Raw genomic sequence first — 26,637 nt, 5'->3', positions numbered from 1 at the left:
GGGTGACCCCGTAGGGTGTTCCGGTGGGTCGTCCGGATTTTCGCCTTGCAGGGGTGCTGGCTGCAGCCATGGTGCTGGCCATGGTGTTCGTCTCGCGTGTGTGGGACCTCCCCATCCGCGACCCCGACGGCGTGGTGGTGCCGACGTACGTCCGGCTGCCGTTGATCGTGCTCGCGGCGCTCGCACTCGACGTCGTGCCGCGCGCTCTGGCGCGCCGTCGGCCGATCATGGAGGTGGCGCGCGAGCGGTGGAGCCGTGACCAGCTGGTGTTCGCCCTGGCTGGGGTGATCACGTGGTACGCCTGCTACGCCGCCTTCCGCAATCTCAAGAGCTACGTGCCGTTCGTCAACGACCGGCTGTGGGACAACGAGCTCGCGTCGCTCGACCGCACGCTCTGGCTGGGGCACGACCCGGCCGACGTGCTGCACGACGTGCTCGGCACCGGCTGGGCCGCGCACGCTCTGTCCTTCGTGTACGTCGCGTGGATCCCGCTGGTGCCGGTGACGCTGGCCGTGGCACTCCTCTGGACCCGTCACCGGGCGGCCGGCTCGTGGTTCGTCACGGCGGTAGCGGTCGACTGGGCGCTCGGCGTGGCGACGTACTTCGCGATGCCGACCCTCGGCCCCATCTACTCCGCACCTGGGGACTTCACGGACCTCCCGCACACCCACGTCACGGCGCTGCAGGAGTGGATGGGGTCAGACCGCGCCGACGTGCTCGCCGACCCGTTCTCGACCGACGCCGTACAGACCATCGCCGCCTTCGCCTCGCTGCACGTCGCCATCATGGTCACGATGTGCCTGATGGCGCACCTGATCGGGCTGCCGCGCTGGGTCCGCGTCTCGAGCTACGTCTACTTGGCCCTGACGGTGGTGTCCACCGTCTACCTCGGCTGGCACTTCTTCGTCGACGCGATCGCCGGGGCCGCACTGGGCGCGGCCGCGGTGTGGATCGCGGCTCTCGGCACCGGCAACGCCTCGGGCGGGCGCCCTCGCCTGCGTCCGGAGGCCGAGGATCAGAGCACCGACCGCAGCCTCTCGGCGTAGGTCGCGGCCTCCCCCTCGGCGTACTTCGTGCGCGGCCAGAAGAAGCCCCGCAGGCCGTCGCCCTTGGTGCGCGGAACGACGTGCAGGTGCAGGTGCGGCACCGACTGGGAGACGGTGTTGTTGATCGCCACGAACGAGCCCTGTGCCCCGAGCCCGTCCACCATCGCGGTGCACAGCCGCTGCCCCCACGCCAGGAACGGATCACGCAGCTTCGCCGGCAGGTCGGGCAGGGTCACGACGTGCTCGCGCGGCACCAGCAGCACGTGGCCGCGGAAGACCGGGCGCGCGTCGAGGAACGCCACGAAGTCGTCGTCCTCGACGACCCGCTCGGCCTGCGTCTCGCCGGCCACGATGGCGCAGAAGACGCAGTCCATCAGCGGATCCCGTGGCCGATGACTCCGCTGGGTGCGTCGAGGAGGGCGCTCATCAAGGGCAGGATCACAGCGCGAGCGTACGACGCCCGGCTGCCGCTAGCGTGCGGGACATGACCGGTGCCAGCGCCCACCGCCCGATGAGGTTCGTCCTCGACGTCACCGTCGACGCCGCCGACCCGGAGGCGGCCGCGGCCGAGCTCGGCCGGGTGCTGCGCTACTGGGGCGGCGCGATGAGGCAGATCGACGTGACGGCGCCCGCAGAGCAGGAGGTGTACGACAGCGGCTACACCCCGATCGGCTCCTGGCGACTGAGCGCTGTGTCATCGTGAGGCCATGATCGACCTGACCCCGACGACCGACCGCACCCGCGCCGTCGCAGCCGCCGTCACCGACCAGCAGCTCGAAGCCGTCACCCCCACGGGCAGCACGGTGGCTCAGCTGCTGCACCACGTGCTGGGCCTCTCCGTCGCCTTCCGTGACGCAGCCGCGAAGCTGGACGGACCGACCACGTCGACCCCGCCCGGCCCGGTGTCCGAGCCTCTCCCCGACGACTGGCGCGACCGGGCCGACCGGTTGCTCGCGGAGCTCGCCGCCGCGTGGCGCGACGCCGGGGCGTGGGAGGGGATGACGAGGGCGGGCGGCGTCGAGCTGCCTGGCGAGATCGGCGGGCTCGTCGCCCTCGACGAGGTGCTCCTGCACGGGTGGGACCTGGCCCGGGCTACCGGGCAGCCCTACGAGCCCTCCGACGCGGAGTGTGAGGCGGTGCTCCCGATCGTCGAGCCCGAGGCGGACGACCCCGACGGCTCCGGTCGTGAAGGGATGTTCGGACGCGTGGTCGAGGTGCCCGAGGATGCGCCGCTGTGGCACCGCGTGCTCGGCCTGTCGGGCCGCGACCCGGGCTGGACCGCCTGACTAGTGACAGACACCGACGCACCGCTGGTCGTGCACGATGCGCCCGCTCGGCCCGCGGGCGTCGAAGTGCTGTGAGTCTCCGGTGCCGTAGGTCCAACTGAAGCCGTGGCGGCGCATCAGCCGCACCATCGGGTGGCTGCCCGAGCGCCAGGCCACCCGAGGGTCGCTGCGCGACTGCCACCAGTCGTTCGGCACCAGGCCGGTGGCCGATCGGAAGGGGTTCTCCCAGGTGTTGATGTCGAAGGACCGTCCGTAGGAGTGCGGCGAGCGCACGCCCGGCCGGTTCACGACGTAGCGGCAGTTGAAGGCCGAGCTGTTCCCGGCAGCCATCGAGGCATAGTCGTCGCCGCCACGAAGGCGCGGCGACCACCCGAACCGGTCGACGCGGTACATCGAGCGGATCGGGAGCCGCCGGTCGTAGATCTCCGTGAGCGCGCCGACGAACTGCTCACTCGCCGCGGCATGGATGACCAGCTCGCCGCGGTGCCGGTAGCCGTCGTACCCCCAGTAGTTGACACGGATCAGCCGCAGCCTGGCGCGGCCGACGGGGCACCCAGCGTGCCACGTCACACCGCTCATCTCTCTCCAGATGTTGTTGGGGATCCGCGTGACCACGGCGTCGGCACCGGAGCCCACGGCACGCGGCTGCGGCGGCAGGACGATCCGTGGGTGAGGGGCCTTCCGCGGCAGCGAGACGGGCTGGGCCGGCGGCCGGTTGTCGATCCGTCGCGAGCTCGAGATCGAGGCCACGACCCAGTCCAGGGTCGGTGCGACTGCACGAAGGGTGACGTCGTCGCGGGGGGCGTAGGTCACCGTCGCCTGGCCGGCCGCATCCGTCGTCGGGGTCGCGACGTCCAGCCACCTGCCCCCCTGCAGCAGCTGGACCTGCACCGGCCCGGCGACACCCTCGCCCGAGTCCGTCCGCCACCCGACGACCAGCTGGACGCTCTGCTCGTCCACCACCACGGGCGGTGCGGTGAGGGTGAGGATGCTGGCCCGCCGCACGAGTGCGATCGGCACGGCGCCCGAGCTCGACGGCGTGTACGTCGCGTCCCCGGCGTACGCCGCCCGGAAGACGTTGTCGCCGGCCGAGCGTGCCAGCGCGGCATCGATGGCGGCGTGCCCCTGCGCGTCGGTGACCACCTCACCGACCGGTGCCCAGGCACCGCCGGCCAGACGTTCCACCGTGACGAGGACGCCTGGCAGCGGTGTCCCCGCCGCGTCCGTGACAGCGATGCCGAGTGAGGTCGTCTCGCCCGCGCGGGCCGAGGTGCCCGTCATGGAGGTGACCGTGCCGGTCGCGGCCTGGGTCGGCGCGGCGACCTGGAGCAGCACTGCACACATCGCGACGACCAGCAGCCCACGCAGCATGGGCGTCATGCTCACACACCGGTGGCGGGCACCGGTGTAGAAACGGACCGTGCCCGACATCCGCCGTACGCTCGAGACGCTCCGCGAGGAGACCCGGCATCGACTGGCCGCCCTCACCGCGCAGTTCGACGAGGTGGTCGCGGCCTCGAGAGACACCAACGCCGACGACGAGCACGACCCCGAGGGAGCCACGATCGCGTTCGAGCGGTCACAGGTCGGCGCGCTGGCGCGGCAGACCCGGGACCGCCTGGCCGAGATCGAGGCCGCCCTGGAGCGCCTCGACTCCGGCACCTACGGGGACTGCGAGGTGTGCGGACTGCCCATCGAGGCGGAGCGGCTCGAAGCCCGCCCCACGGCGCGCACCCACGTGTCGCACTCCGGGCACTGAGAAGCACTGCCTAGACCGGCGGCCGTCACTCGAAGCCCTACAGGTCGAGCACCAGACGATCTGTCAGCGACCGCGAGCAGCAGATCATCATGACCTCCCCCCGCTCCCGCTCGAGGTCGTTCAGGACCGAGTCTCGGTGATCGGGAGTGCCCGAGACGACCCGCGTCTCGCAGGTGCCGCAGATGCCTTCCTCACACGATGAGTGGACCAGCACACCGGCCTCGTCGAGGACGTGCAGGATGCTCTGCCCCGGCTCGACGATGACGGTGACGTTGGACTCGTCGGCGACCACCTCGAACGCCACGTCACTCGCCGCGTCGAAGCTCGAGGCGCGTGAGGCGAACCGCTCCATGCGCAGGCTTCCGACGGGCCATTGCCGTCCGGCCTCCTCGATCGCCTGGAGAAGCCCCTCCGGGCCGCAGGCGTAGACGAGCGCCCCCGGGCGGGGGCTCTGGAGGATCGCCCCGAGGTCGAGGCGACCCTGCTCGTCCTCCGGCACGAGGGTCACCTGTTCGGGATACCGGCTTGCCAGCGACGAGGCGAAAGCCATGGAGCTGAGCGATCGGCCACCGTAGTAGAGGTGCCACGGGACGCCGTTCTCGGCAGCCTCGGCCAGCATCGGGGTGATCGGAGTGATCCCGATCCCCCCGGCGATGAAGATGTACTCCTCCGCCGGCTCCAGGATGAAGTGGTTGCGCGGGCCACGGATCTCGACCATCGATCCGACCTGGAGGTTCTCGTGGATGGCGGCCGAGCCTCCTCGTCCGTGCTGCTCACGCAGCACCGCGATGCGCCAGGACTCCCGGTCCGCGACCTCCCCGCACAGGGAGTACTGGCGTACGACGTCATCGAGGACGACCTCGATGTGCGCACCAGGGGTCCAGCGCGGAACCTTGTTGCCCTCGGGGTCGGCGAGGACGAGGCTGACCACGTCCGTGGCGACGTCGGTCCGCTCGACCACTGTCATCTTCGCGACTCGATCGGAGAAGGTCGTGCCCAGGACCTTGGCTGACAGTTTCAACGGCTCAGTCATCGGACGCACTACTTCCAGACCGCGAACGCCGTGCCGATTCCGGTTCCCGCCTCCGAACGATAGGCGGGGATGTAGTCGATCTCTTCCATGTCGAGGTGCTCGAGCGCGCCGCCTGCCGTGATCCACAGGAGACTCTCCGACGTCCCTGAGCGCATGTGCCGGCGCGGAATCGTCGTGAGGGACTCAGCGTCCTTGTTCTTGAGGCCATCGAGGATCCGGCGATCGAGCGACTCGTCCACGACGAAGTGGCTCAGGCCGCCGGAGGCGACGACCGCGACGCGAAGGTCCTCGGGGTAGGACTCGATGGCGCGTCTCAGCGCCCTGCCGAAGTAGTAGCAGCGCCGTGGCGACGGGACGTTCGGCGGGATGTAGGAGTTGATGGCCACCGGGAGCAGCGGGATCATCTCCTCCCCCATGAGCCGCCGCCGTACGAACGTGAAGGCATGGCCGATGCTTCGATCCTGGGGCTGACGCGAGTACGAGACGACGTCGAACTCATCCTGCACGAGCTCGGTGATGAGGTGCCTGCCGACGTCGCCCGGAGTCACGTACTTGTCCGGGGTCTCGGAATGGCGTGCCCACATGGCAGCCTGCACGCCCTTCGCCAGCGCGGCCAGCTTGTCCGGCTCAGGTGGCAGGTCGTAGATCGCCTCGCCATGGAAGATCGCGAAGGTGGGGAGACCGTCGTCCTTGAACAGCTCGTCCTGGTCGTCGCCGATCACCACCACGACGTCAGGGGCGACGTCCGTGAGAGTCTGCTTGAGCTGCGCGAGGGCGCGCTGGCCCCGCTCGTGATGGGACTGCCAGACAGCCGGTGTCAGCCTCTCCCGAGGGACGTTCCACTCCGGCACGGCGGCGAGCTCGTCGTAGTCGTGGATCTCGCCGTCCCGACCGAGCAGGAAGGGGTTGCGCCGATCACGGTTCGCGTGATCCTCCCACCACTCGGTCTCGGTGCTCAGCTGCGGCGTGTGGGACGTCGCCATTCCGAGAACTATCTCAGCCATCTAAGAAGCCTTTCGTTCGATCGGTGCTCGGCCGGACGTCATCACGAGCGCCTCGTCTGCAAGTCGTGATACCCGAGCTGCACGCGCGCCTGGTCCAGACGCATCCCACCGGCCACCTGCTCGCGGATCCGCTCCTCGGTGCTCTCGATCGACTTCACGACCTCGAGCACCTCCAGCTCACGCTCCCGAGGGACGACGACGACACCATCGCCGTCGCCGATCACGATGTCACCAGGTCGCACCCGGACCTGGCCGACGGTCACGGGGACCTCGATGCCCACCATCTGCACGCGATCCTTGCCGGTGCGCATGTACCGCCCGCGGGAGAAGACCGGGTAGTTCAGCTCCCTCGATCGTCGGCTGTCACGACAGACGCCGTCGATCACGGTGCCCGCGATGGCGTTCTGCGAGGCCATCAGCGTGAGGAGGTCTCCCCACACGGTCACATCCGTGCGGCCGGCGTTGTCCAGCACGACCACAGACCCCGGCGGGACGTCGTCGATGTAGTCCCCCACCGTGCCGCCGGCGACGTCGACGGGCTGGTAGAGCCCGGTGAACGCCCGGCCGGCCAGGGCGAAGGACGACTCGAGTGGCTGGATCCCGTGTGCCTGGCCGGCGATGCCCAGGCGGTCCAGCGCATCCGAGATGCCCGACGTGGCGGCCTCTGCCAACTGCTTGACGACCTCGTCCATCACTTCTTCTCCTCAACGTAGGCCTCGACGCGAAGCTGGATCTTCAGGCCGCCGGGAAGCTCACGGACCGTGGTGTGGCGAGCCGGCCGGTCGTGCTCGTCGGGGTACCACTCCAGCCAGTGCCGGTTGACCTCGTCCCGGAGCGACCCGTCGGCCAGCAGCACCTCCAAGAAGACCACTTGGTCGAGGCTCACGCGCGCGACCTCGAAGAGCGCCCGGGTGTTCGCGAAGACAAGGTCCACCTGCGCCACTCCGTCAGCCGGAAGCGAGTTGTCCTTCGGATCACGCCCGGAGATGCCACTCGACTTGAACAGCGGGCCGACACTCGCCGCCATGGGGATCGGCGCTCCGTGACTCAATCCTGGAAGCGCGTAGGTCTGTCGACGTGTCACTGAAAGTCCTTCCCGCGATCTAGAGATCGCGTGTGCTTGGTGCGAAGAGGGTGATGGGGTCGACGAGCTGACTCGTCAAGCCCTGTTCGAAGAGTGCTCGAGCGAGCCGCTCCAGTACGTGCTGCTGCGAGGTGAGGCCATAGGGGATCGGATCGACGGTCGTCACTGCCGACGCGGCGGCGTCGTCCACAGCGCCGATCCGGCGCCACGTCTCCAAGAGCTCAGCGGCCCCGCCCAGTGCTCGGCGCTTGGCCTCGGTGAACGCTGAGAAGAGATTCAGCGCAAGCCAAGGATGTTGGTCGACCAGGCTCGTTCGGAGCACCAGGACATGGTTGATGGGCAGAACTTCCGTCACCCGGAAGTACCGGATCCCCTCGGCGACGCGGTCGGAGAACAACGGTCTGAGGTTCGGGATGCTGTCAGCGGTGCGGCCACTCCGGTCGACCAGGTTCGTCGTGCCGAGGTAGCGAATGGCGGCATCGAGCTCACCGCTGGCGAGCATGGAGCCCATCGTCTTGTCCTGTGGGATGAAGCTCAGATCGACTCCCGGAGGCGGGGCGAAGGACGTGGCACCGCCATGGCTCTTCTCGAGAGGGCGCTCCATGAACCACTTCATGTCGCTGGCCCGGACGCCGTACTCGTCGGCCAGGGCGACGCGGGCCCAGACCGCAGCCGTCTGCTGGTACTCCGGCACCCCGACGCGCTTGCCGACCAGATCCTGTGGCACGTCGATGCCCGCGTCGTCGCGCACCAGGATGTCGGTGTGGAAGAAGCGACGCGTCGTGAAGACCGGGATCGCGACCCAGTCGCGGACGCCCTTGTCCAGACTGATCATCAGCGACGACAGCGACATCTCGGAGATGTCGAACTCCTTGAACTTCAGCTGACGCCAGAAGATCTCGGAGGGATGCAGACCCGTCGAAGCGAGGCTGACGCCCGCGACCGGCACCGTGTTGTCGAGGAGTGGACGCGTCATCGGATTCTCGGTGAGGGCCATGCTCAGCTGGAGGTCAGCCACGCCGACGTCCTCCGTGCGACCGCGTCACGGAGCGACCTGCGCCTTGAGCATGTCCTGGTACTGAGGGCCCATCACCTCGGAGGGCGACAGACCTCCGCGGAGGCCGGCCTGCATGCCTTCCTCGCGCTTGGCCAGGCCCTCGGCGATGTCGAGCACCCGGGCAGCCAGCTCGACGGGGATCACCACCACGCCGCTGCCGTCGGCGATCACGAGGTCGCCGTTGCGAACGGGGACACCGTCGATGGTGATGTCCACCCCCTGCGCGACCTCGGTGGCCCGACTGCGTGCGGTCCGGGTGATCGGCGCTCGTGCGAACACCGGGAACCGGTGGCCACGCGCCTCATCCACGTCGCGCAGCGCGCCGTCGGACACCACGCCCGCAACGCCGCGCTCCATGGCGGCGACGGTGAGCAGGCCACCCCAGCTGCCCATCCCGACGCGTCCCGCGTTGTCGATGACGATGACGTCGCCCGGTTCACTGGCCTCGATCGCAGCGACCCCCAGGTGCACGGGCTTCTCCGAGGCACCCGCCTCAGCGAGGCCCAGCTTCATGGTCACAGCACGGCCGGCGACCTTCGCGCCCTCCCACATCGCGTGGATCCCGAGCGGGCTCGTCACGAACCCGAGGGAGTCGAGAGCGTCAGACACCACACAGCTGTCGAGCTGGCGTAGTCGCTGGACCAGCGCACCCACCTCCTGCTCCGCAGGCGCACTCACGGCGTCTCCCGTTCGAAGAAGAGGAGCAGATACCCCGTGGTCGAGGAGTTGTAGATGATGGGCTGGATCTGGAGCACGCGCCAACCGGCGCCGCCGCGCTCCTTCACGATCACGTTCAGCTCGTCCGTGACCGCCTCAGGCGTGCGGCCGGTCGCGCGCACCTCCTGGACCTCGTACTCAGGCATATCTCTCCGTTCGCCGCTCAGCGGCAGCCTCGATCGTCAGTGCCATTGGGCCTTGGTCGCTTCCTTCGAAGCGTCACGCCAGTCGGTGCCCCGCACCACGAGCATGTCTGTGCCGCGGGTGTCGCGATGGTCCTCGGGGTCTGAGCCCCTGGGCATGCCGCCGGACTCGACCTCGTCGGCGGCCTCCAGGAGCAGCCGACGCGCGGTCTGGATCGCTCGGTCGGTGCTGCCGAGAGCCTCGAGGCTGCGGTCGACGATGGGGCCCATGCCGACCTGCAGTGCGAAGTCCTGGGTGTTGATACCGCGGATGCCGGTGAAGGTCTTCGTCCGCTGAAGCTCACGGTCGATCTCGTAGTCGTTCTCCGGGCCCACCCGTAGCCAGTATGTGCCCGGGATGAAGTCATCCTTGCCCCGGCCGAACCTGGCCTCGTGGGAGTCCCAGTAGTCGTCGCTGATCGGGTACGACTCGTCGGTCGAGTACATAAAGTTGTAGACGAAGGTGTTCTCGTCGTCGATCGGCACCCAGAGGTGGCCGTGCACCGACGGGAGACCGGCCTTCTTCCCCTCCCAGTCGATGAACCGCCCCCGAGACTGCTGGAACGGCATCAAGAACTGATAGATGCGCAGGTAGGTCTCGTCGTCACTGATGTTCCGGACACTGGCGTAGGTGAAGCCGTGCTCCTTGACGTCGACCTCGAGCTTCGGGTGGGTGTCCCGCGCCCGGAGCAGCCGGTTGTTCCCGAGGTCCTCGTTGTGGGCGAAGGACGAGTGCACGGTGTCGATCCCGCCCTCGACCGCCTGCAGGAAGTTGCACTGCTCGCCCGTCTTCGACACCCGCAGGTGTGTGCTGGGCGTCCTGAGCCACTCGTAGTCAGGGACCTCCGGTGTCAGCTTCTGCGGACCCATGTAGGTCCACACGATCCCGCCGGCTTCGTAGGTCGGGTAGGCCTTGATCGAGACCCGTGTCTTGAACTTGCTCGACGGCGGCTCCGAGGGCATGTCCACGCAGGCGCCGGTGGCGTCGAACTTCCAGCCGTGGAAGACGCACCGGAGTCCGCACTCCTCGTTCCGCCCGTAGAACAGCGGAGCCCGCCGATGCGCACAGAAGGCGTCGACCAGGCCGACGTCGCCGTTGCTGTCACGGAAGGCCACCAGATCCTCGCCCAGGAGTCGTACCCGGATGGGCGCACCGTCGGAAGCCGGCAGCTCCTCGCTGAGGCATGCCGGGATCCAGTAGCGACGGAAGACCTCGCCCATGGCGGTCCCCTGCCCGACACGCGTGAGTCGCTCGTTCAGTTCCTTGGTGATTCGCATCTAGCCTCCTCGATCCCGGATGGTCCGCCCAGCGTCGTGTCCTGGACCCACCCGAAGGGGCCCAGGACACGACGATCAGAGAGCGTCAGTCTTCCTCGATGACCTCGCCGCCGGCCTTCTCCAGCACGCCGTCGTAGATCTTGCTCCACTTGGCGAACTCGTCCTCGTCACCGCTGAGGGCGTAGGGAACGTTCGTGTACTCGTCGAGCTTGAAGGTGCCCTGGTAGTCGACGTTGCTGGGGTTGCGATCCTGGCCGACGAAGATCTCCTGTCCATCGGTCAGGAGGAAGTCGAGCATCAGCAGCGCCGTCGCAGGGTGCTGGACCGTCACCGGGATGCCTGCGGAGATGAAGGTGTACGGCACGGGCTCCACGATCGGCATGGCGTCGACAGGAGCGCCGTCGGCCTTGGCCGAGGAGACCGCGTGGTAGTAGCAGGCGATGCAGACCTCAGCCTGGCCCGAGGCCAGAAGAGTGGTCATCAGTGTGTGACCCTTCACGACGAAGGCGCCCTGGATGTTGTCCTCCCAGTAGGCGATGGCCTCGTCCTCGGTCATCCCCTTCTCCTTGACGAAGTACTCCTTCACCAGGGCTTCGAACCAGGGCGCGTCCTCTGTCTCGATCATGAACTTGCCGCGGAAGCGCTCGAAGACGTCCTCGAGGCTCGTCGGCGGGTCCTTGACCAGGTTCGTGTTCCAGGAGATGACCGGCGCGATCACGTAGATGGCCGCTGAGTAGTCCGTCGCCGATCCGGAGACGAGGTGCTCCGTGAGCGGCGTCTTGAGCGGCGCCAGCGCATCCAGGTTGGCGAGGACCGTTGCCTGCGATGCGTCGGCGACGTACAGGTCAGCGCCGTCGTGCTTCGCCTGGACCTCCTGGAGCACCTTCTGGGCGATCACCTCACCGGCAGCGCGGTAGTTCTCGACCTTGATGTCGTACTTCTCCTGGAAGGCGTCGATGATGGGGTCGGTGTCCTCAGGCTTCGTGCCGGCGTAGAAGCTGATCTCACCGCCTTCCTTCTTGGCCAGCGCGAGCAACTTGGCTTCCCGATCCTCGAACGAGAGGCCCTCGATCTGCTCGTACACGTCGTCGAGGCTGGCACTGCCAGCCTCGCCCGCGTCGGCTCCCGAGGACCCACACGCTGAGATGACCACCAGACTTGCGATGGTCGCACCCACCATGGCGAGCCGGCGGGTAGGTCGGTTCCTGACCATTGTTGCTCCGATCGAATGAAGTGGATCTGCTGAGTGTTACTTGACTGCCATCGGCACGACTGCACAGCCGTGCTTGGCAAACTCGAGGCGTACGACGGTGCCGACGGGGAGCGGTTTCTCGCTCGAGCTGACGACGGTCCACTCGATGTCGCCGACCCGGACGCGGTATTCCACGGTCATGCCGAGGTACGCCGTCCCCTCGACCATGCCTTCCCACTCGCCCAGCTCCGGTGAAGGGTTGTCGACCTCGACCAGGCTGATCGACTCGGGCCGGATCGAGATGTAGACCTCCGAGCCGGGCGACAGGTCGACCTGCGACGTCGCGGTGACCACGCCGGCCGGGGTCTTGACGACCAGGTCGTCGCCCGACGCGCTTGACACCGTGCCGACGACGAGGTTCGAGCTCCCGACGAAGCGGGCGACGAACTCCGATGCCGGAGCGGTGTAGATCTCGCTCGGCGCGCCGACCTGCTCAACCTTGCCGTTGGACATCACCGCGATGTTCGTCGACATCGCGAGCGCCTCCGACTGGTCGTGCGTGACGTAGACGGTGGTGACTCCGATCTCGTGCTGGAGGCGCTTGAGCTCGAACCGCATGTCCGTGCGGAGCCTGGCGTCCAGGTTGGAGAGCGGCTCGTCGAGAAGAAGCAACGGAGGCTCCATGACCAGCGCGCGGGCAAGGGCGAGGCGCTGCTGCTGTCCGCCCGAGAGCGCGGTCGCCGACCGCCCTGCGAAGGCGCTCAGCTGCACGACCTCGAGCGCTCGCTCCACCCGCTCGCGCACCTGCTTGGCCGGTGGGCGGCTGCTCCTGCTGCCGACAAGAAGCGGGAACGCGGCATTCTTGTAGACGTCCATGTGCGGCCAGATGCCATAGGACTGGAACACCATTCCGAGCCCACGCTGGTTGGCGCGCATCGAGACACCCGTCTCGGAGCTGAACAGCACGCGGTCCGCGACCGAGATCTTCCCCAGGTTCGGCGCCTCCAAGCCCGCGATGCACCGGAGCGTGGTGCTCTTGCCGCAACCGGACGGGCCCAGCAGCGTGAGGAACTCGCCTGGGACTGCTGAGAGGTTGATGTCAGCGATCGCGTACTGACGCTTCGAGTGTTCCTTCTTCCGGTCGCCGTAGCTCTTGTAGAGCCCGTCGACCTGGAGGAGGTTCGGGTTTCCCATCAGTGCTTCACCTCGCGTAAATCGCCTTCCTTGACACCGAACTTGTTGGCAATCACGCGGGTGAGAGCCACCAGCGTGCAGAGAATGAGGATCATGATGACCCCGAGCGCGGAGAGGAGCGTGAGCTGCCCGTTCTCCCACTGCTGCCAGATCACGACGGACAGCACCTCGTTCCCGGGCGTGTAGAGCAGCAGCGAGCTGGCGACTTCACGGAACGACACGACGAGGACGTAGATCCAGCCGCTGAGCAGGCCCGGGAGGATGGTCGGCACGAGGATGAGGCGGAAGGTCTGCAGCCAGGTGGCGCCGCTGGTCTGGGCGCTCTCCTCGAGCTCCGAAGACACCTGGATCATCGCCGAACCGGCGTACCTCATGCCGTAGGGCATGTACTTCGTGAAGTACGAGATGATGAGGATCAGGAGGGTGCCGTAGATCGGGATCGGCACCCGAAGGTAGACGAACAACAGCGCCACACCCAGCACGAGGCCCGGCACGCCGATCGGTAGGAACGTCAGGCCCTCGAGGATGCCCGACCCGGCCGGCCGCGCTCGGATCGTGATCCAGGCGATGATCGCCATCACGAGCATGACCAGGGTCGCCGTCGTGAGGCCGACCACGATGGAGTTCCTCAGTGCGGTCATGATCGCGTCGTTGGTGAAGATGTCCTTGTAGTTCGCCAACGTGAAGTGCTCGAGGCTCTCCACGGACGGTCCTGCGTAGAACTTCTGGAACGAGACGTAGAGCAGCATCGCGACCGGGACCACGACGGCGATCAGGAAGTAGATCACCAGCAGCGGAGCCATGAAGTACTTGACCCGGCCGAGCGGAAGGGGACGGGGACGGAAGCCCTTCCCGGTCACTGTCTGGAACGACTTGACGCTCTTGCTCAGGCGCCGCTGGAAGTACATCGCCACCCCGGCGATGATCAACACGGGCATCGCCAACGCACCCGCACTCGTGTAGTCCGGCGGGAACACGTGCAGCGAGTCGTAGATGCGCGAGGTGAAGACGTGGATGCCCCCGGGCGTGCCGAGGATGGCCGGCACCTCGAACGCCTCGATGGCCCGCACGAAGGTCAGCGTGACGACGCCGAGGAGCGCGGGGCGCACGAGAGGTAGCGCGATGCGCCGGACGACGGTCGGGAGACCCGCGCCGCTCATCAGGGCCGACTCCTCGAAGGCGGGGTCGGTGTTGCGGAACGCGGCGTACATCAACAAGAAGACCAGCGGCGTCTGGTGCAGGCCGTCGACGAAGATCATCCCCCACATCGAGAAGATGTTGAACGGCTCGACGCCGAAGAGGTCTCCCGTGATGGAGTTGAGCAACCCGTTGCGGGAGCTGCCGAGGAGCGTCCACGCGATGGTGTGGAGCACACCGGGAATGATCAGTGGGACCGTGGCTGCGACGAAGATGAGGTTGCGCCCGGGGATGTCGGTCCGCACCGTCAGATAGGCCAGTGCGGTGCCGGCTGAGACAGCGAAGATCGTGGTGGCGACCGAGAAGATCAGGGTGTTCTTGATCAGCTCCCACAGCTGGTCGCCCGCGTAGGCGTTGGAGAAGCCCGCCAGAGTGAAAGCGCCGTCAGCATCGGTGAACGTCCCGTAGACCAGGAAGATCAGCGGGACGATCGCCAGGTAGACCACGAGCGCCGTCGCCACCAGCATGATGGCGAGCTCCGCCACCGATCGCCCACTGAGGAACTGGAGGCGCGACCGCGCCTCGACGGGCGGGGTGGACACTGGCGGCGGCGGAATCTCGGTCAGCTGGGCCATCAACGCCGCCCACCCATAGGGGCGAGGTGTGCCGCGCGCACCATGCCGGCGGCTGGGTGTGACGTGGGCAACTTCGAATGCATTGCTGCAGAATATAGACTGCAGGCCATCAAGTCCACACTCTCTGTCAAGGAAATTGGCCGCGCGGGTCACCGCGCAGCACCCGGAGGCTCATCGCAAGGGGCGCGACGATGTGACGGGGTGGGGGTACGTCGTTCCGGGCGGCGCACCGCTTCCTGTGGCCCCGAGAAGCCCGGTCCCTGAGCGGGTCTTCGAGACCGCTCCCCGTCCTTCCACCGGTCGCGTGGCCGCGCTTGGCCGGAGAGTCCCTACTGCCGCCCGCGGCCGGGGGACGGCTGACCGGACCTAGATCGCCGGGCCGACGGACTTCGGCGTCTTGATGACGCCGGTCAGCTCCTCGTCCGGCAGCGCGAGGATCGCGGGCTCGTCGAAGACGTCCCCCATGTCGGAGGCGACGCCGTTGGCTTCGAGCGCCTCCAGGAACTTGCGGTGGATCCGCGGGTCCTGTTCGTCGTACTCGACCTGTCGCCCGCCCTTGGACACCGAGACGTGGCCCTGCCCCTCGGCGCTCTTCCGGCGCATCGCGATGAAGGGGTAGCGCCGGCTGCCGAGGCTGCACGCCAGGTAGCGGGCGGGCGCGGGCGCGGTGTTGAAGTGCTGGTGGTACATCCAGAAGGGCGGCGTGTACATGTAGCCGTGCTTCCAGGGGATCTCGCGGAACTCCGAGTCGCCTTCGTACCAGAGGAGGGTGTAGCCCTCGCCGTCGACCGCATGGACGTGAGTCCCGGCGGCGTGACGGTGCCCCTTCTTGTAAGAGCCCGACGGGATCTGCGAGATGTGGGCGTGCATGGTGCCTTCAGCGAGCACGAGGCTCACGTTCCGAGAGCCCTTGCCCCTGCTCGCGAGGTCGTACAACGTGAAGCTGGTCAGGTCGTGGATGAAGTTGGTCTCCCACACGTTCATCTTCTTGACCGAGTCCTTGTTGTAGACGAAGTGCTCTCCCCCGCCCGAGAAGTAGTCAGGGTTCCCGACACGGTCGGGGAAGTCGGCGTCACAGCCGAAGACGAAGTCGGCGTTGTGGAACAGGTTGATCAGGAGCGGTGCGTTGTTCGTCACCGACAGCCGCGCCGAGACCGAGCCGGATCCGTTGGTGAGCTGGTACGTCGCGTTGAGGGGGACGGCGAACAGAGCGCGCGGTCCCCACTCGAACACCTTCTCAGTGCCGTCCGGCAGCCAGATCGTCATCGTGCCGTAGCCCTCGAGGACGTAGAAGAAGGCTTCGTAGAGATGCCTCACCTGGTTCGTCGACCTGGCCGGCTCCACCTCGAGGATGTAGTTGGCCATGAAGTCGCCCATCCCATGGGTGTGGGCGAAGCACCCCCGGGCGCCGTAGCGGTCCCAGGGCGCAGTCTCCAGGGCAAGCAGGTTGTGCCCGAAGTCGAGGTGGACGGGAATGCCTTCGGCCTTGGCCCAGTCGGCATAGGGATCGACGAGGTACTTGTCGTCCCCTTGCGGGCTGTCGCCCGCGCCGGTAGCCGCTGAAACAGTCATGTCTTCCTCTTCTCCTAGCTCGGCCTACGCGTCGGGGCGCTTGTACAGCTCGGGCGGCATCCGGGTCGTCAGACCGGCCTTGGCCAGCTGCGCCTCGAACTCCTGCCGGATGTGCGGGTCCTCGGCCCAGAACTCCACGCTTCGCCCACCTTCGGTCATGCCCAGGTTCGAGCTCTTGAGCGTGGCCCCGGGAGGGGCGAACAGACCGGCGATCCGGGCGCTGGGCGGTCCGTTCATCGCCAGCACGCGCAGCGGCTCCGCGCTGGTGGCGAAGTGCTGATGGACCCAGTCGCCGCCTCCGGGCGCCGCCGCCACCATTCCACCGGGCCGGTAGTCCACGCGCTGGACCGCGTCGCCCGTACCGTTCGCCCAGGGCGTGAAGCTCGCTTCGCGTGGCCAGGTGTAGGTGAACCCACCGCCCTTGATGCAGATCAGGACCGCGCTCGGCGGGTGGTGGTGCGCGGGCGCATAGCGGCCGACCTGGAACTCCAGGACCTTCATGTAGAAGCGGGCGTTGGCCATCCAGGGTTGGATGCGGCGCGTGCCGGGCCCGCGCTGGTTGTCCAGCGGCATCTCGAGGTTCACGAGGTCGGGGATCAGGTTCGTGACCTGCATCGCGCGGCCGCGCACCGGGTCGGCGACGAGCTCGTCGCGGTAGTCGAAGTAGTCGCTCTTGCCCGAGTAGCGCTCTTCGAACGGGTACGGGTTGGCGAAGATGAACTCCCGGTTGTCGTACATGTTGAAGACCGGCGGCGCGGTCGTGCCGGCGATGATCAGCGCACGCTTGTTTGTGCCGTTGATCAGCCGGTGCGGGGCATTGAGCGGGATGCCGAAGAGCGAGCCGCTGCCCCACTCGAAGCTCTGGGGAGAGGTTCCGGCGGGGGCACCGTTGCGCCACACCTCGGTGGTCCCGGCGCCCTCGACGACGTACATGATCTTCTCGTAGATGTGCTGGTCGACCTCGAGCGAGGCCCCCGGGGGGATCTCCACGACCTGCATGCCCCAGAGCTCCTCGGTGCCGAGCAGCTGGATGTAGGCGCCGCGGCCGCCGATCCGGGACCAGTCCCCGAGGTCCAGGTCTCGTACGTCGTTGAACCCGATCTCCCGATAGACGGGCACGCCCTCCTCATCCATGAAGTGGTCGTACGGCTGCTTGGGGCTCTTGAACTCCTTCTTCCCGCCGAAGTCGTCCTCACCGCTGGGCGGGACGAACGTGGGGGACTTGGCCGTCCCGTAGTTGGTGGTCGCCTCGTCGTAGTCAGCCATCGCCGCACACTCTCCACTGGTTTCCATGCTGCGTTGCACGGTCGGAATCCGTCGTTCTGCAGCCTATAGCATGCACGGAGTCATGGGCAGGCCTCAAGCACCTGCGCGGCGCGGAACTCGCGGCGCCAGGCGATCTCCACCCGGCCGACCGCGGCCGCGCGTCGAACGGCCGGGTGCATGTCGTCAGCCCCGACCAGCCGAGTCAGTGAGTCGTCCGCTGCCTGGTCGTCGACCGACCGCGGCAGTGCCAGTCGCGCGAGCGCGGCGACGACATGGTCCGCGCGCCCCGACAGGCGATCCGAGATCTCGTCGCCGTACCTGCCGGTCAGGCCACCGATGATCGCGGTGTGCAGCGGGTGCCACAGTCCACGTGCGGTGGCCGCCGCGAGGTCGGGATCGAACTCCGTGTTCGCCAGCAGCCCCTCCCAGGCGTCGGACTTCGTCCTCGCGTCGGGGACGAGGGCCAGGCAGGTTCTGTACGCCGCGCGGCGATCCGGGGGTACCTGCCTCGCGGTCAGGTCGCGGAGCTCCAGGCCCCCGAGGGCGCAGAGTCGAGCAGTGATCATCCAGGCCAGTGCCGAGTCGGGATCCCGGCCAGACAGGGCCTCCCCCAGGACCCGCAGCGACCGCTCGTCGGCATGGCCGATCCAGCAGAACAGCGCCGCGCGACCAACCGCGGACTCGAGGGTGGCGCTCCGCATCGACCGCCGGAGCGCCTCGGCCATGGTCTTCTCCGCCTGGCGGACCCCCTCCTCGTCAGGCCAGCCCGCAGGCAGGAGAACGTCGGAGAACCAGTCATCGGCAACCGACAGGGCGACCGGATCCTCCTCGGCCACGATCAGCTCCGTCGCGGTGTCCAGCGCCAGCTGCGGACCGATCGTGCTCTCGCTCACCGCGCGCCGGAGCTCTCGCCAGGCCGGCAGACTGCTCGGCGCGCCGCTTCGGCCCACTGGCGATGCCCCGGTCCACGTGTCTGCTCCCCGAGAGGTCCGCGGGCTCGAGAGGTAGGAGAAGGCGTCCGCGGCGGCAACGGCCTCGCTGACGTCTGCAGGCTTGCTTCCGCGCAGCTCGGGGGCGGGAAGCGAGGCGACTCCGTAGTCCCGCCGGTCGGCCTCGGCCGCGAAACGACCTGACGGGTCGGCTCGTTCCAGGAGGGTCCGTCCCAGTTGCTCGGCGCTGGCTTCGTGCTCGGGGAAGCTGCTCCACCAGCCGAACGGCCTGACGCTGCCGAACCAGGCATGCGACAGCTCGTGCGCCATCACCCGGACGAGGTGGGCATACCCGGCCGTTCCCTCGGGAGCGAGCAACGACTGCCGGATCAGGGTGCACCCCGCCACCTCGACCGCCGGCCACGCCAGGCCCGGCACGAACGCCTGGTGGTAGACCCCAGTCGTCCACGGAGTCGAGTGACCCAGATGATCGTGGAGCGCGTCGATCATGCGCCCGGCGACGTCACCAAGGTCTGCGGCCACCGGCGCGAGCGTGGCGGCTCCCGAGGCTGGTGCATGGAGCGCGACGCGTGCGCTCCCGCGCTCGTGCACGAAGGACTGGTAGGGGCCAGCGATGAATCCGGTCGCGTACGTCGCCACTTCCGCCGGCGTCACCTCAGGATGCATCCCGCACTGCGACCGACCTGTGCCGAAGATGCGCCAGTCCTTCGGGGCATCGACGGTCAGCCTGACCACGGCACGGAGATCCGGCTGGTCGAAGCATCCGAACCAACGAGGTGCAGCCGCCAGAGCGGAGTGTCCGAACACGTTCGTCCGCCCGTCGACCGGATCGACGAACCTCTGGACTCCCGCACCGTCTCGCGAGTACGGCAGCTTGGCGGAGACCACCAGCACGTGATGGCCCGCATCGAGGCGAGCCGAGATCCGTGCGTCGTGGTGTGCAACGGGCTCTCGCTGCCCGTCGCGTGAGAGCTCCACCTCCGTCGCCGTCGAGACCAGGTCGACGAACGTCTCACCGGCGCCGTACGCCTCGAGGTGGATGCTCGAGACCGACCTGAAGGTGTCCTTCCCCGGATCGAGCTCGAGCCGCACGTCGTAGGAGAGGACCCGGAGCAGATCTCGGCGCCCGGCGGCCTCCGCTCGCTGGAGGGGACGATGCCTCACCCAGCCACTCAGCCGAAGATGAGCGACTTGATGACGACGGGAACCACCCCGGGCGGGTCCAGGAAGGCACCCAGGTCGACGTAGTCGAGCTCGCTGAGCTCGATCCCGTCGACGACCACGAGGCTCCTGTCGAGGCCGAGGTCATCTCGTAGCACGCGGCCGAGAAGCTGAGCGATGTCGGCGTCGACGACCACTACCAACAGGTGCGCGGGGTCGTGGGTGCCCGCCGCCAGCTTGATGCCCGACGCGAGGTCGGCCAGGCGCTGGTAGGACGCGCTGCCGCTCCATCGGACCGACAGGCACACGGGCTCGTCCAGGCCCGCGTCCCGCTGTACGGCGGCGGCGCGGAACAACGCCGCGACGCGCTCCGGATCGATGCGCTCGGGAAGGGCCTCGCCGAGGTCCACCACCGGCAGGTTCGCCACGGGGAGCGCGCCCTCACCGGAGAGATGCAGGGTCTTGCCGCTCACCTGGACGGTGAACTGCGAGGCGCCGATCACGGTCGCACGAATGCACTGACCCGGATCGACGGCAGGAAGGGACGAACGCGCTCCGAGCTGCGCGATGACGGCTGCGGCAAGCTCGGAGGCGATGTCGCCGAACTTCTCGGTGGTGTGCCCGAAGAGGTACTCGCCCACCCCGCCCGAGAACGTGATGTAGGAGGGCTCCCGGTCTCGCTGTAGGGGTTCGGTCAGCTCGAGCGCGCGACCGAGAGCGTCCAGCGGCTCTCCGGTGATCTGGTCCACGAGGAGCTCGGCAAGACGAGCGGCGATCCTCGCCCGGACGCCGTCGTCCGCCAGCGACTCGGGATCGGTGGTAACTCCGAGATCCCGTGCCACCAGCACGGCTGAGTCGTCGACCCGGGTCCAGCTCCCCGAACGATCCGTCGCTATGAGTCGGCCACCCACCGCGAAGGCGGCGATGTCGACGATCTCACCGTCGTCGACGAGCGCAAGCTTCGTGGTGCCGCCCCCGATGTCGACATGAAGACCACACTCGTGGCGGATGCGAGAGATCCTGGTGGCGCCTGAGCCGTGGGCGGCCAGCATGCTCTCCAGACGGTGTCCAGCGGTGGCGCAGACGAACTTGCCTGACTCGGCGGCGAAGATCTCGTCGATCGCTCGCGCATTGCTGCGCTTGATCGCCTCCCCCGTCAGGATGACGGCACCACTGTCGACGTCCTCCCGCGAGAGCCCGGCGGCGGCGTACGACTCCTCCACGAAGCGCGTCAGCTCCCCGGCGTCGATGGAGCCGTCGGGAAGGAACGGTGTGAGCAGGATCGGCGAGCGCCAGAGCACCTCTCGCTCGATCACGACGAAGCGATCGGACGATCGGTGCCCTTCCCGCTGGAAGTGAACCTTCGCGAAGAGCAGGTGCGAGGTCGAGCTTCCGATGTCGATGCCCACTGTCAGCAGATCGAGGGTCTCCTGGTCCAGGATGACCTGGGCGATCGCTGCCCTTACCTCCTCTTCGAGGACGTCGTCGTGGGTATGGAAGAAGTCCTCGTCATGCACAGGCGGCTACCTCTGCCACCCACAGGCTGGTGCGGGAGGTCTCAGAGCTGGGCGGCATCGGGGGTGCTCACCAGGCCCTGAACGTATTGCACGCCGAGGCGTTGCAACGACTCACGGAGATTCAACACGTCGAGACTGGGAGTGCCGCTCTTGAGCATCTCGCGCTTCTCCGCCTCCATCACGGAACGCTCCCGAGCAAGCTCGGCCGTCTCCTTCGCGCACTCGAGGGGAACGATGACGACGCCGTCATCGTCAGCGACCACGACGTCACCGGGGCGGACGACGGCGCCTGCGATGACCACGGGGACGTTGACCGACCCGGCCGTCGCCTTGACCGTGCCCATGGCGGAGACCTCACGAGCCCAGACTGGGAAGTCCATCTCCTTGAGCTCGGCGATGTCCCGGACCCCTGCATCGATGACCAGGCCCTTGACGCCCCGCGCCTGGACCGCCGCAGCAAGGAGGTCGCCGAACATCCCGTCCGTCGACGGCGACATCGTGGCGACGACGAGCACGTCTCCCGGTCGGCACTGTTCCACCGCTGCGTGAATCATCAGGTTGTCACCGGCCTGACACAGGACGGTGACGGCGCGGCCCGCGATGCGGGCCCCGGCGTAGACCGGCCGGATGACCCTGTCGAGCAGGCCGGTACGGTCCATGGCCTCTGAGGCAGTCGCCACCCCGAGCTCCTCGAGAGCCGCGACAGCACCGTCATCAGGCTCCGCGTCACTTATGACCACAACATGGCGCATCTGCACTCTCCTTCCACCTGACCCGTCAGGCCGGGATGCGCGACGTGAGACGGCTGAACAGAGACAAGGCGTTGTCCTGGTAGATCGCGGAGCGATCCGCATCACTCAGGAAGTCCATCGCGTCGATCGTCGTCTTGAAGTCGTCGAAGACGCGGCCGGTCCTGGGGTCCACGGCGGAGCCGCTTCCCGGCTTCTCCGTCCCGAAGAGGCAGCGGTCGGGTCCGACGGTCTTGAAGAGCAGCTCCAAGGACAGTGGGTTGTGCAGCACGGTGTCGAACCACAGCCTCCGAAGCCCGACCTCGAACGGCTCTGCGTCGGCCGAGCCACCGAACTTCGGCATCAACCGCTCTGCCTGCCAGCGTCCGATCTGGTACGGGACCGATCCGCCGCCGTGCGAGATCATCAGCTTCAAGGTGGGGAAGCGCTCGAAGACGTCGGAGTTGAGCAGGCTGAGGATCGCGATGGACTCCTCCGTCACGAAGTGCTCGCTGTACGTCTCACGTCCGTTGTTGCAACCGGCCGAGTGCACGAGCGCGGGCACGTCGTAGTGCACGAGTCGCTCGAACAGCGGGAACCAGTACTCCTCGCTCAGGCGCGGCGACTGGCCCGTGCCCTCCCAGGGATCGGGGTTGAGCAGCACACCGACGAAGCCGAGCTCCTCGATCGCACGATCGAGCTCGGGAAGCGCAGCGTCGATGGGAGCCCCGGCACAGGTCGGGAGACCTGCCACGCCTGCGAAGCGATCGGGATGCAGGTCGACGGTCTGCGCGATCAGGTCGTTGTTCGCCTGGATCCACCAGTGGACGACCTGGTCGGGCTTGGTGGAATGCATCTGGTGGAACGGGCGCGGAGAGATGAGCTGCATGCTCGTGCCGACGCTGTCCATGATCTCGACGTTCCCGGCGGCCGCCTTCGCGATGTCCGCGTCAGAGACGCCCACTGACGGCCGGTAACGCCCGCCTGCCGCCAGGAGGTTGGCTCGATAAGCGTAGAAAACCGGCGGGGCAACCACGTGCGCGTGACTGTCGATGATCACGGACTCTCCTCTGGTGACGTCCAAGCAGACATATGCAGCCTATAGGCTGTGGAGGAGTTGGCGCAACAGAAACAGCCTCGACTCGCCCACCGCATCGTCTGTCGAACGTGCCTCGTGGCGCCGGGCCGCTGCCAGGCAGGAGTCGCGACGGGCCGGCGGCATTGCGCGGACCGGCTGGGTCCGGATCCGCGCTGAGGGCGCTGCCCTTCGGCACACCCCTCGGGGGTCAGCCTCTCGGGCTCGGGAACGCGGCAGGATCGATCCGATCGAGCGAGGCCGTGATGTGCTCACGCATCAGCTGCGCCGCCTCGTCAGCCTTGCCCTCGTTGAAGACCGTGACGATGCGGCGATGGTCGTCGTTGGCCACCCGCACCTGACTCTCGTCGTTCAAGGTGGCGACGCGGTACCGGTCGCAGCGATCCCACAGGTTGTCGAGAAGCTGGATGAGCACGGCATTTCGGCAGGCGTTGTACATCGCACGGTGGAGCGCTCGGTTGGTGTGCAGCGCGTCGATGGGCGACTGCTCCTTCTCCGCCTGCAGAAGGAGCTCCCAGATCGCGTCGCGCTCCGGCTGGGTCGCGGCCTTCGCGCCCAGCGCCACCGCATACGGATCCAGCTGGGTGCGGACCGCGTACGTCTCCTTGAGCTGGTCCAAGTCGAGGGGCGCGACGACGGTGTTTCGATGGCGTCGACTGATGACGAGGTTCTCCGACTCGAGCAGGCGCAGCGCCTCCCGCACCGGCGTCGTGGAGAGACCGAGACGGGTGGCCAGAGCCTCCTGGTCGAGGATCGTGTCGGGCTCGAGCACACCTTCGACGATGTCCCGGCGAAGCTGCTTGTAGGCAACCTCCGTCTTCGTCAATGCGAGGTACGGAACCGACGACATCGCCATGTCACTCATCGCATCACCCTGCGCTCGAAGGTCACAACCAATCCAGACGACAGAGTACAGGCCACAGCCCTCATGCTCCTGGCTTGCGCGGATCTCGAACGCTACTTCCTGATCGAGAGCGACGATTCCATAGCCTATAATCTTCTCATTCAGGACCCGAAGGAGGCGGCATGCCCAGGTATGCACACGCGAACGTGATGACCGGCGCACGACGGATGGAGGTTCGCGAGCTTCCGCTCCCTGAGCTCAGCGCCGACGACGGCCTCCTCAAGGTCGAGGCGGCCGGCGTGTGCGGCTCGGACGTGAAGTCGTTCTTCAGCGACCTCTCCCCCCGCGTGCTCGGCCATGAGAACGTCGGCAGGATCGAGGCGATCGGGGCGAGCGCGGCACGACGCTGGGGCCTAGCCGAGGGCGACCGCGTCGTTCTGGAGGAGTACCTGCCCTGCGGCCACTGCAACTACTGCCGGTCCTCGGAGTTCAGGTTGTGCCTGGACTCCGATCCGTCGACCAACCCTGCCGCGATCCGCTACGGCCGCACCCCGGTCACGACGGCACCCGCCTTGTGGGGAGGCTTCAGCGACTTCCTGTACCTCCACCCCCGCACCGTCGCACACAAGCTGCCCGAGCATGTCTCGGCAGTCGAGGGGACCCTCGCCCTGCCCATCTCGAACGGCTACGAGTGGACCTACCGCGAAGGACGGGTCGGGCCAGGTGACACCGTTCTGGTCATCGGTCCAGGACAGCAGGGTCTGGGATGCGTCATCGCCGCGAAGGCGGCCGGCGCGGCGAAGATCATCGTCACCGGGTTGCCGAGCGACAAGGAGAGGCTCGATGTCGCGCGTCAGCTCGGCGCAGACCACACGCTCTTCGCCGACGACCCCGACCTCCGTGAGCAGATCTCGGCGCTGACGGGAGGCGATCTCGTCGATGTCGTGATCGACACCGCGGCCGGCAATCTCGCGACGGTGTCCTTGGCACTCGACGTTGCGGCCAAGCGCGGTCGCGTGATCGCGGCCGCCGCCACCATGAAGCCGCTCGGGGAGCTCGACTTCTACAAGGTCAACCGCAAGTACCTGTCTCTGCACGGCGTCCGCGGTCACAGCTATGCCGCGGTCGAGTGGGCGATCGACCTGATCGCTCAAGGGCGCCACCCGCTGCACCTGATGTGCTCGATGGAGGTGTCCGTCGACCACGCCGAGCAGGCGATCCTCGGCACCGCGGGCGAGCTGGACATCCCCGTGATCCATGCCTCGGTCGTGCCGGCCTGACCACCCCGTGCCGACGACGACAGCCAAGCAGGCGATTCGCAGGATCGGACCCTCCGCACTACTCCCCACACTCGTCTTCGCCATCGGCACCGGCGCCGTCGCGCCCGTCATCCCCCTGACCGCCCTGGCAGCCGGATCGAGCACCACGGTCGCCGCGCTGATGGCGGCGATGCTTGGCATCGGCAGAATCGTCGGCGACGTTCCGGCCGCCAAGCTCGCCGACCGGCTCGGAGACCGGCGCGCCATGGCCGTGGCGGCGGCCGCCACCACCGCCTCCTGGACCGGTTGCCTGGTCACCGACTCGGTCGTCGCACTGGCCGTCGCACTGCTCGTCGTCGGCATGTGCACCTCGACGTTCAACCTCGCCCGGCAGAACTACGTCGCCGAGGTGGTTCCGATCCACCTGCGGGCGCGAGCCCTGTCGACGCTGGCGGGCTCGCAACGGATCGGCATGTTCATCGGCCCGTTCCTCGGGGCCGCCTGCATCGCAGCGACCGGGCTCAGGGCGGCGTACGCCGTCGGCGTGACCTCGGCGGTGGCCACCGGCTTCCTGCTGCTGTTCGTCCACGACGCGGAGAAGGCTCGGGACCGGCCCCCGCAGCTGCGGGGAACCACGAACACGCGAGACCTCTTCAAGTCACACCGCCGGCTCTTCTTCACCCTCGGACTCATGGTCGCGACGGTCGGCGCGGTCCGGGCCACGAGGCAGAGCGTGCTCCCGCTGTGGGCGGACCACATCGGGATGAGCGCGACAGCCGCGAGTCTGGTCTTCGGCATCGCGAACTTCGTGGACATGTCGTTGTTCTACCCCTCCGGCCACGTCATGGACCGGTGGGGCCGGCTCGCCATCGCCGTCCCGTCGATGGTGATCCTGGGCGCGGGCCTGATCGTGCTGCCGTTCACCCACGGCGTGGTCGCGTTCACCCTGGTGGCGGCCGCGATGAGCTTCGGCAACGGCATCGGCTCGGGGGTGATGATGACCGTCGGCGCCGACTCCGCGCCGACCGACAACCGGACGACGTTCCTCTCGATCTGGCGCCTGATGAGCGACCTCGGCCAGGCCAGCGGCCCACTGATCCCCGCAGCCTGCGCCGTCTTCGCGACCCTCGCCGTCGGCATCGCGATCACCGGCGGCTTGGGGATCGTCGCCGCGGCAGGGCTCGCTTACTGGATCCCGCGCTACTCCACCTACGCAACGCCTCGCATGGCGCGCGCACACCGCGAGGCCGCCACAGGGGTTCCGCCCGCGGACTAACGTCTGCACGCCCCACCTCGAGTAGGCGGTCGAGAAGGGCGGCGAAGACCGCAACGCCTGACCCCTCGCTGCCCTCCTCGATGAGGAGCAACAGCGCCGGGCCCGGCGCTACGAAAGCTCACGCAACTTCGTGCGAACCCCGAACCGCCAGGTGGCGGCCGAGGTCCGGCTAGAAGCGTCGGTCGGTGGAGCTGTCGGGAATCGAACCCGCGTCCTCGAGCGTCGAACCAGGTCTTCTCCGGGTGCAGTCCGTGTGCGCATTTCTCGGCCCCGGCGCTCGCACAGACACGTCGCCAACAGGCCCAGCCAGGATCAAGTCCCGGTCACTCCTCCTGGCAGGAAGTGACCAGCAAGTTCGTCGACC

Annotated in this window: 26 protein-coding genes; 6 read left to right on the top strand and 20 right to left on the bottom strand. The window is 67.8% G+C overall.

What is annotated here, in order from left to right; translation table 11 throughout:
• Nucleotides 1–53 precede the first annotated feature (53 nt).
• The gene (locus ACP7BP_RS06015; RefSeq protein ID WP_426243470.1) at nt 54–1,046 is read left to right on the top strand and encodes a phosphatase PAP2 family protein; all 993 of its coding nucleotides are present in this window, start codon (nt 54–56) and stop codon (nt 1,044–1,046) included.
• Here the strand turns inward: ACP7BP_RS06015 and ACP7BP_RS06010 are convergent.
• Nucleotides 1,016–1,423 carry an HIT family protein gene (locus ACP7BP_RS06010; RefSeq protein WP_426244771.1) on the bottom strand — a complete coding sequence of 136 codons (408 nt, stop codon included), beginning with the start codon at nt 1,421–1,423 and terminating at the stop codon, nt 1,016–1,018. The two genes, ACP7BP_RS06015 and ACP7BP_RS06010, sit on opposite strands and share 31 nt — an antisense overlap.
• A gap of 107 nt (nt 1,424–1,530) precedes the next feature.
• Here ACP7BP_RS06010 and ACP7BP_RS06005 point away from each other — a divergent pair, with 107 nt between their 5' ends.
• A complete protein-coding gene (locus tag ACP7BP_RS06005) occupies nt 1,531–1,749 on the top strand; it encodes a hypothetical protein (protein WP_426243468.1) in 219 nt (72 codons plus the stop codon).
• A 4-nt stretch (nt 1,750–1,753) separates the two neighbouring features.
• The gene (locus tag ACP7BP_RS06000) at nt 1,754–2,332 is read left to right on the top strand and encodes a TIGR03086 family metal-binding protein (RefSeq protein ID WP_426243466.1); all 579 of its coding nucleotides are present in this window, start codon (nt 1,754–1,756) and stop codon (nt 2,330–2,332) included.
• On the opposite strand, the gene ACP7BP_RS05995 is transcribed toward ACP7BP_RS06000, so the two are convergent.
• Entirely contained in the window at nt 2,333–3,703 is a 1,371-nt protein-coding gene (locus ACP7BP_RS05995; RefSeq protein ID WP_426243464.1) for a M15 family metallopeptidase, read from the bottom strand.
• Between the two features lie 49 nt (nt 3,704–3,752).
• Between ACP7BP_RS05995 and ACP7BP_RS05990 the strand changes: the two genes are divergently transcribed.
• A complete protein-coding gene (locus ACP7BP_RS05990) occupies nt 3,753–4,091 on the top strand; it encodes a TraR/DksA family transcriptional regulator (RefSeq protein ID WP_426243462.1) in 339 nt (112 codons plus the stop codon).
• A gap of 37 nt (nt 4,092–4,128) precedes the next feature.
• Here ACP7BP_RS05990 and ACP7BP_RS05985 read toward each other — a convergent pair whose 3' ends face one another.
• The 18 genes from ACP7BP_RS05985 to ACP7BP_RS05900 all read right to left on the bottom strand — a co-directional run bounded on the left by ACP7BP_RS05985 (nt 4,129) and on the right by ACP7BP_RS05900 (nt 23,936).
• Nucleotides 4,129–5,124, bottom strand: a complete 996-nt coding sequence (locus ACP7BP_RS05985) for a PDR/VanB family oxidoreductase (protein ID WP_426243460.1) — start codon at nt 5,122–5,124, stop codon at nt 4,129–4,131.
• A gap of 8 nt (nt 5,125–5,132) precedes the next feature.
• Nucleotides 5,133–6,128 (bottom strand): hypothetical protein, encoded by a 996-nt coding sequence (locus tag ACP7BP_RS05980; RefSeq protein ID WP_426243458.1) that lies wholly within the window; start codon nt 6,126–6,128, stop codon nt 5,133–5,135.
• Nucleotides 6,129–6,169: 41 nt separating this feature from the next.
• The gene (locus tag ACP7BP_RS05975) at nt 6,170–6,820 is read right to left on the bottom strand and encodes an RraA family protein (RefSeq protein ID WP_426243456.1); all 651 of its coding nucleotides are present in this window, start codon (nt 6,818–6,820) and stop codon (nt 6,170–6,172) included.
• Entirely contained in the window at nt 6,820–7,155 is a 336-nt protein-coding gene (locus tag ACP7BP_RS05970; protein ID WP_426243454.1) for a RidA family protein, read from the bottom strand. The genes ACP7BP_RS05975 and ACP7BP_RS05970 overlap by 1 nt, the downstream gene beginning before the upstream one ends.
• A gap of 76 nt (nt 7,156–7,231) precedes the next feature.
• Nucleotides 7,232–8,230 carry a hypothetical protein gene (locus tag ACP7BP_RS05965; RefSeq protein WP_426243452.1) on the bottom strand — a complete coding sequence of 333 codons (999 nt, stop codon included), beginning with the start codon at nt 8,228–8,230 and terminating at the stop codon, nt 7,232–7,234.
• Nucleotides 8,231–8,254: 24 nt separating this feature from the next.
• Nucleotides 8,255–8,947: an RraA family protein gene (locus tag ACP7BP_RS05960; RefSeq protein ID WP_426243450.1), complete on the bottom strand. Its 693-nt coding sequence runs from the start codon at nt 8,945–8,947 to the stop codon at nt 8,255–8,257.
• On the bottom strand, nt 8,944–9,132 hold the full coding sequence (locus tag ACP7BP_RS05955) for a hypothetical protein (protein WP_426243448.1): 189 nt from the start codon (nt 9,130–9,132) through the stop codon (nt 8,944–8,946). The genes ACP7BP_RS05960 and ACP7BP_RS05955 overlap by 4 nt, the downstream gene beginning before the upstream one ends.
• Nucleotides 9,133–9,168: 36 nt before the next feature.
• Complete coding sequence (locus ACP7BP_RS05950; RefSeq protein ID WP_426243446.1) at nt 9,169–10,446, bottom strand: Rieske 2Fe-2S domain-containing protein; 1,278 nt, start codon at nt 10,444–10,446, stop codon at nt 9,169–9,171.
• 85 nt (nt 10,447–10,531) lie between these two features.
• The gene (locus ACP7BP_RS05945) at nt 10,532–11,530 is read right to left on the bottom strand and encodes an ABC transporter substrate-binding protein (protein ID WP_426243444.1); all 999 of its coding nucleotides are present in this window, start codon (nt 11,528–11,530) and stop codon (nt 10,532–10,534) included.
• A 165-nt stretch (nt 11,531–11,695) separates the two neighbouring features.
• On the bottom strand, nt 11,696–12,832 hold the full coding sequence (locus tag ACP7BP_RS05940; RefSeq protein ID WP_426243442.1) for an ABC transporter ATP-binding protein: 1,137 nt from the start codon (nt 12,830–12,832) through the stop codon (nt 11,696–11,698).
• Nucleotides 12,832–14,604 (bottom strand): ABC transporter permease, encoded by a 1,773-nt coding sequence (locus tag ACP7BP_RS05935; RefSeq protein ID WP_426243440.1) that lies wholly within the window; start codon nt 14,602–14,604, stop codon nt 12,832–12,834. Before ACP7BP_RS05935 ends, ACP7BP_RS05940 begins: the two co-directional genes overlap by 1 nt.
• A gap of 366 nt (nt 14,605–14,970) precedes the next feature.
• On the bottom strand, nt 14,971–16,176 hold the full coding sequence (locus ACP7BP_RS05930; protein WP_426243438.1) for a hypothetical protein: 1,206 nt from the start codon (nt 16,174–16,176) through the stop codon (nt 14,971–14,973).
• Between the two features lie 24 nt (nt 16,177–16,200).
• On the bottom strand, nt 16,201–17,442 hold the full coding sequence (locus tag ACP7BP_RS05925) for a hypothetical protein (RefSeq protein WP_426243436.1): 1,242 nt from the start codon (nt 17,440–17,442) through the stop codon (nt 16,201–16,203).
• Between the two features lie 80 nt (nt 17,443–17,522).
• Nucleotides 17,523–19,556: a M1 family aminopeptidase gene (locus ACP7BP_RS05920; RefSeq protein ID WP_426243434.1), complete on the bottom strand. Its 2,034-nt coding sequence runs from the start codon at nt 19,554–19,556 to the stop codon at nt 17,523–17,525.
• 8 nt (nt 19,557–19,564) lie between these two features.
• Nucleotides 19,565–21,070: an ethanolamine ammonia-lyase reactivating factor EutA gene (locus tag ACP7BP_RS05915; RefSeq protein ID WP_426243432.1), complete on the bottom strand. Its 1,506-nt coding sequence runs from the start codon at nt 21,068–21,070 to the stop codon at nt 19,565–19,567.
• Between the two features lie 41 nt (nt 21,071–21,111).
• On the bottom strand, nt 21,112–21,822 hold the full coding sequence (locus ACP7BP_RS05910) for a 4-carboxy-4-hydroxy-2-oxoadipate aldolase/oxaloacetate decarboxylase (RefSeq protein WP_426243430.1): 711 nt from the start codon (nt 21,820–21,822) through the stop codon (nt 21,112–21,114).
• A 25-nt stretch (nt 21,823–21,847) separates the two neighbouring features.
• Entirely contained in the window at nt 21,848–22,858 is a 1,011-nt protein-coding gene (locus ACP7BP_RS05905; RefSeq protein WP_426243429.1) for an amidohydrolase family protein, read from the bottom strand.
• Nucleotides 22,859–23,084: 226 nt separating this feature from the next.
• The gene (locus ACP7BP_RS05900; RefSeq protein ID WP_426243427.1) at nt 23,085–23,936 is read right to left on the bottom strand and encodes a GntR family transcriptional regulator; all 852 of its coding nucleotides are present in this window, start codon (nt 23,934–23,936) and stop codon (nt 23,085–23,087) included.
• Here ACP7BP_RS05900 and ACP7BP_RS05895 point away from each other — a divergent pair.
• Together ACP7BP_RS05895 and ACP7BP_RS05890 are read left to right on the top strand one after the other, a co-directional pair.
• Nucleotides 23,921–25,018, top strand: coding sequence for a zinc-dependent alcohol dehydrogenase (locus ACP7BP_RS05895; protein WP_426243425.1), 1,098 nt, complete (start codon nt 23,921–23,923; stop codon nt 25,016–25,018). The two genes, ACP7BP_RS05900 and ACP7BP_RS05895, sit on opposite strands and share 16 nt — an antisense overlap.
• A gap of 7 nt (nt 25,019–25,025) precedes the next feature.
• Nucleotides 25,026–26,273 carry an MFS transporter gene (locus ACP7BP_RS05890; RefSeq protein ID WP_426243423.1) on the top strand — a complete coding sequence of 416 codons (1,248 nt, stop codon included), beginning with the start codon at nt 25,026–25,028 and terminating at the stop codon, nt 26,271–26,273.
• Nucleotides 26,274–26,637 lie beyond the last annotated feature (364 nt).

The sequence above is a fragment of the Nocardioides sp. LHG3406-4 genome, from assembly GCF_049897745.1.
Classification (GTDB): Bacteria; Actinomycetota; Actinomycetes; order Propionibacteriales; family Nocardioidaceae; genus Nocardioides.
Note: the sequence above shows the minus strand (reverse complement) of the source record. Positions and strands in the feature narration are given on the sequence as shown.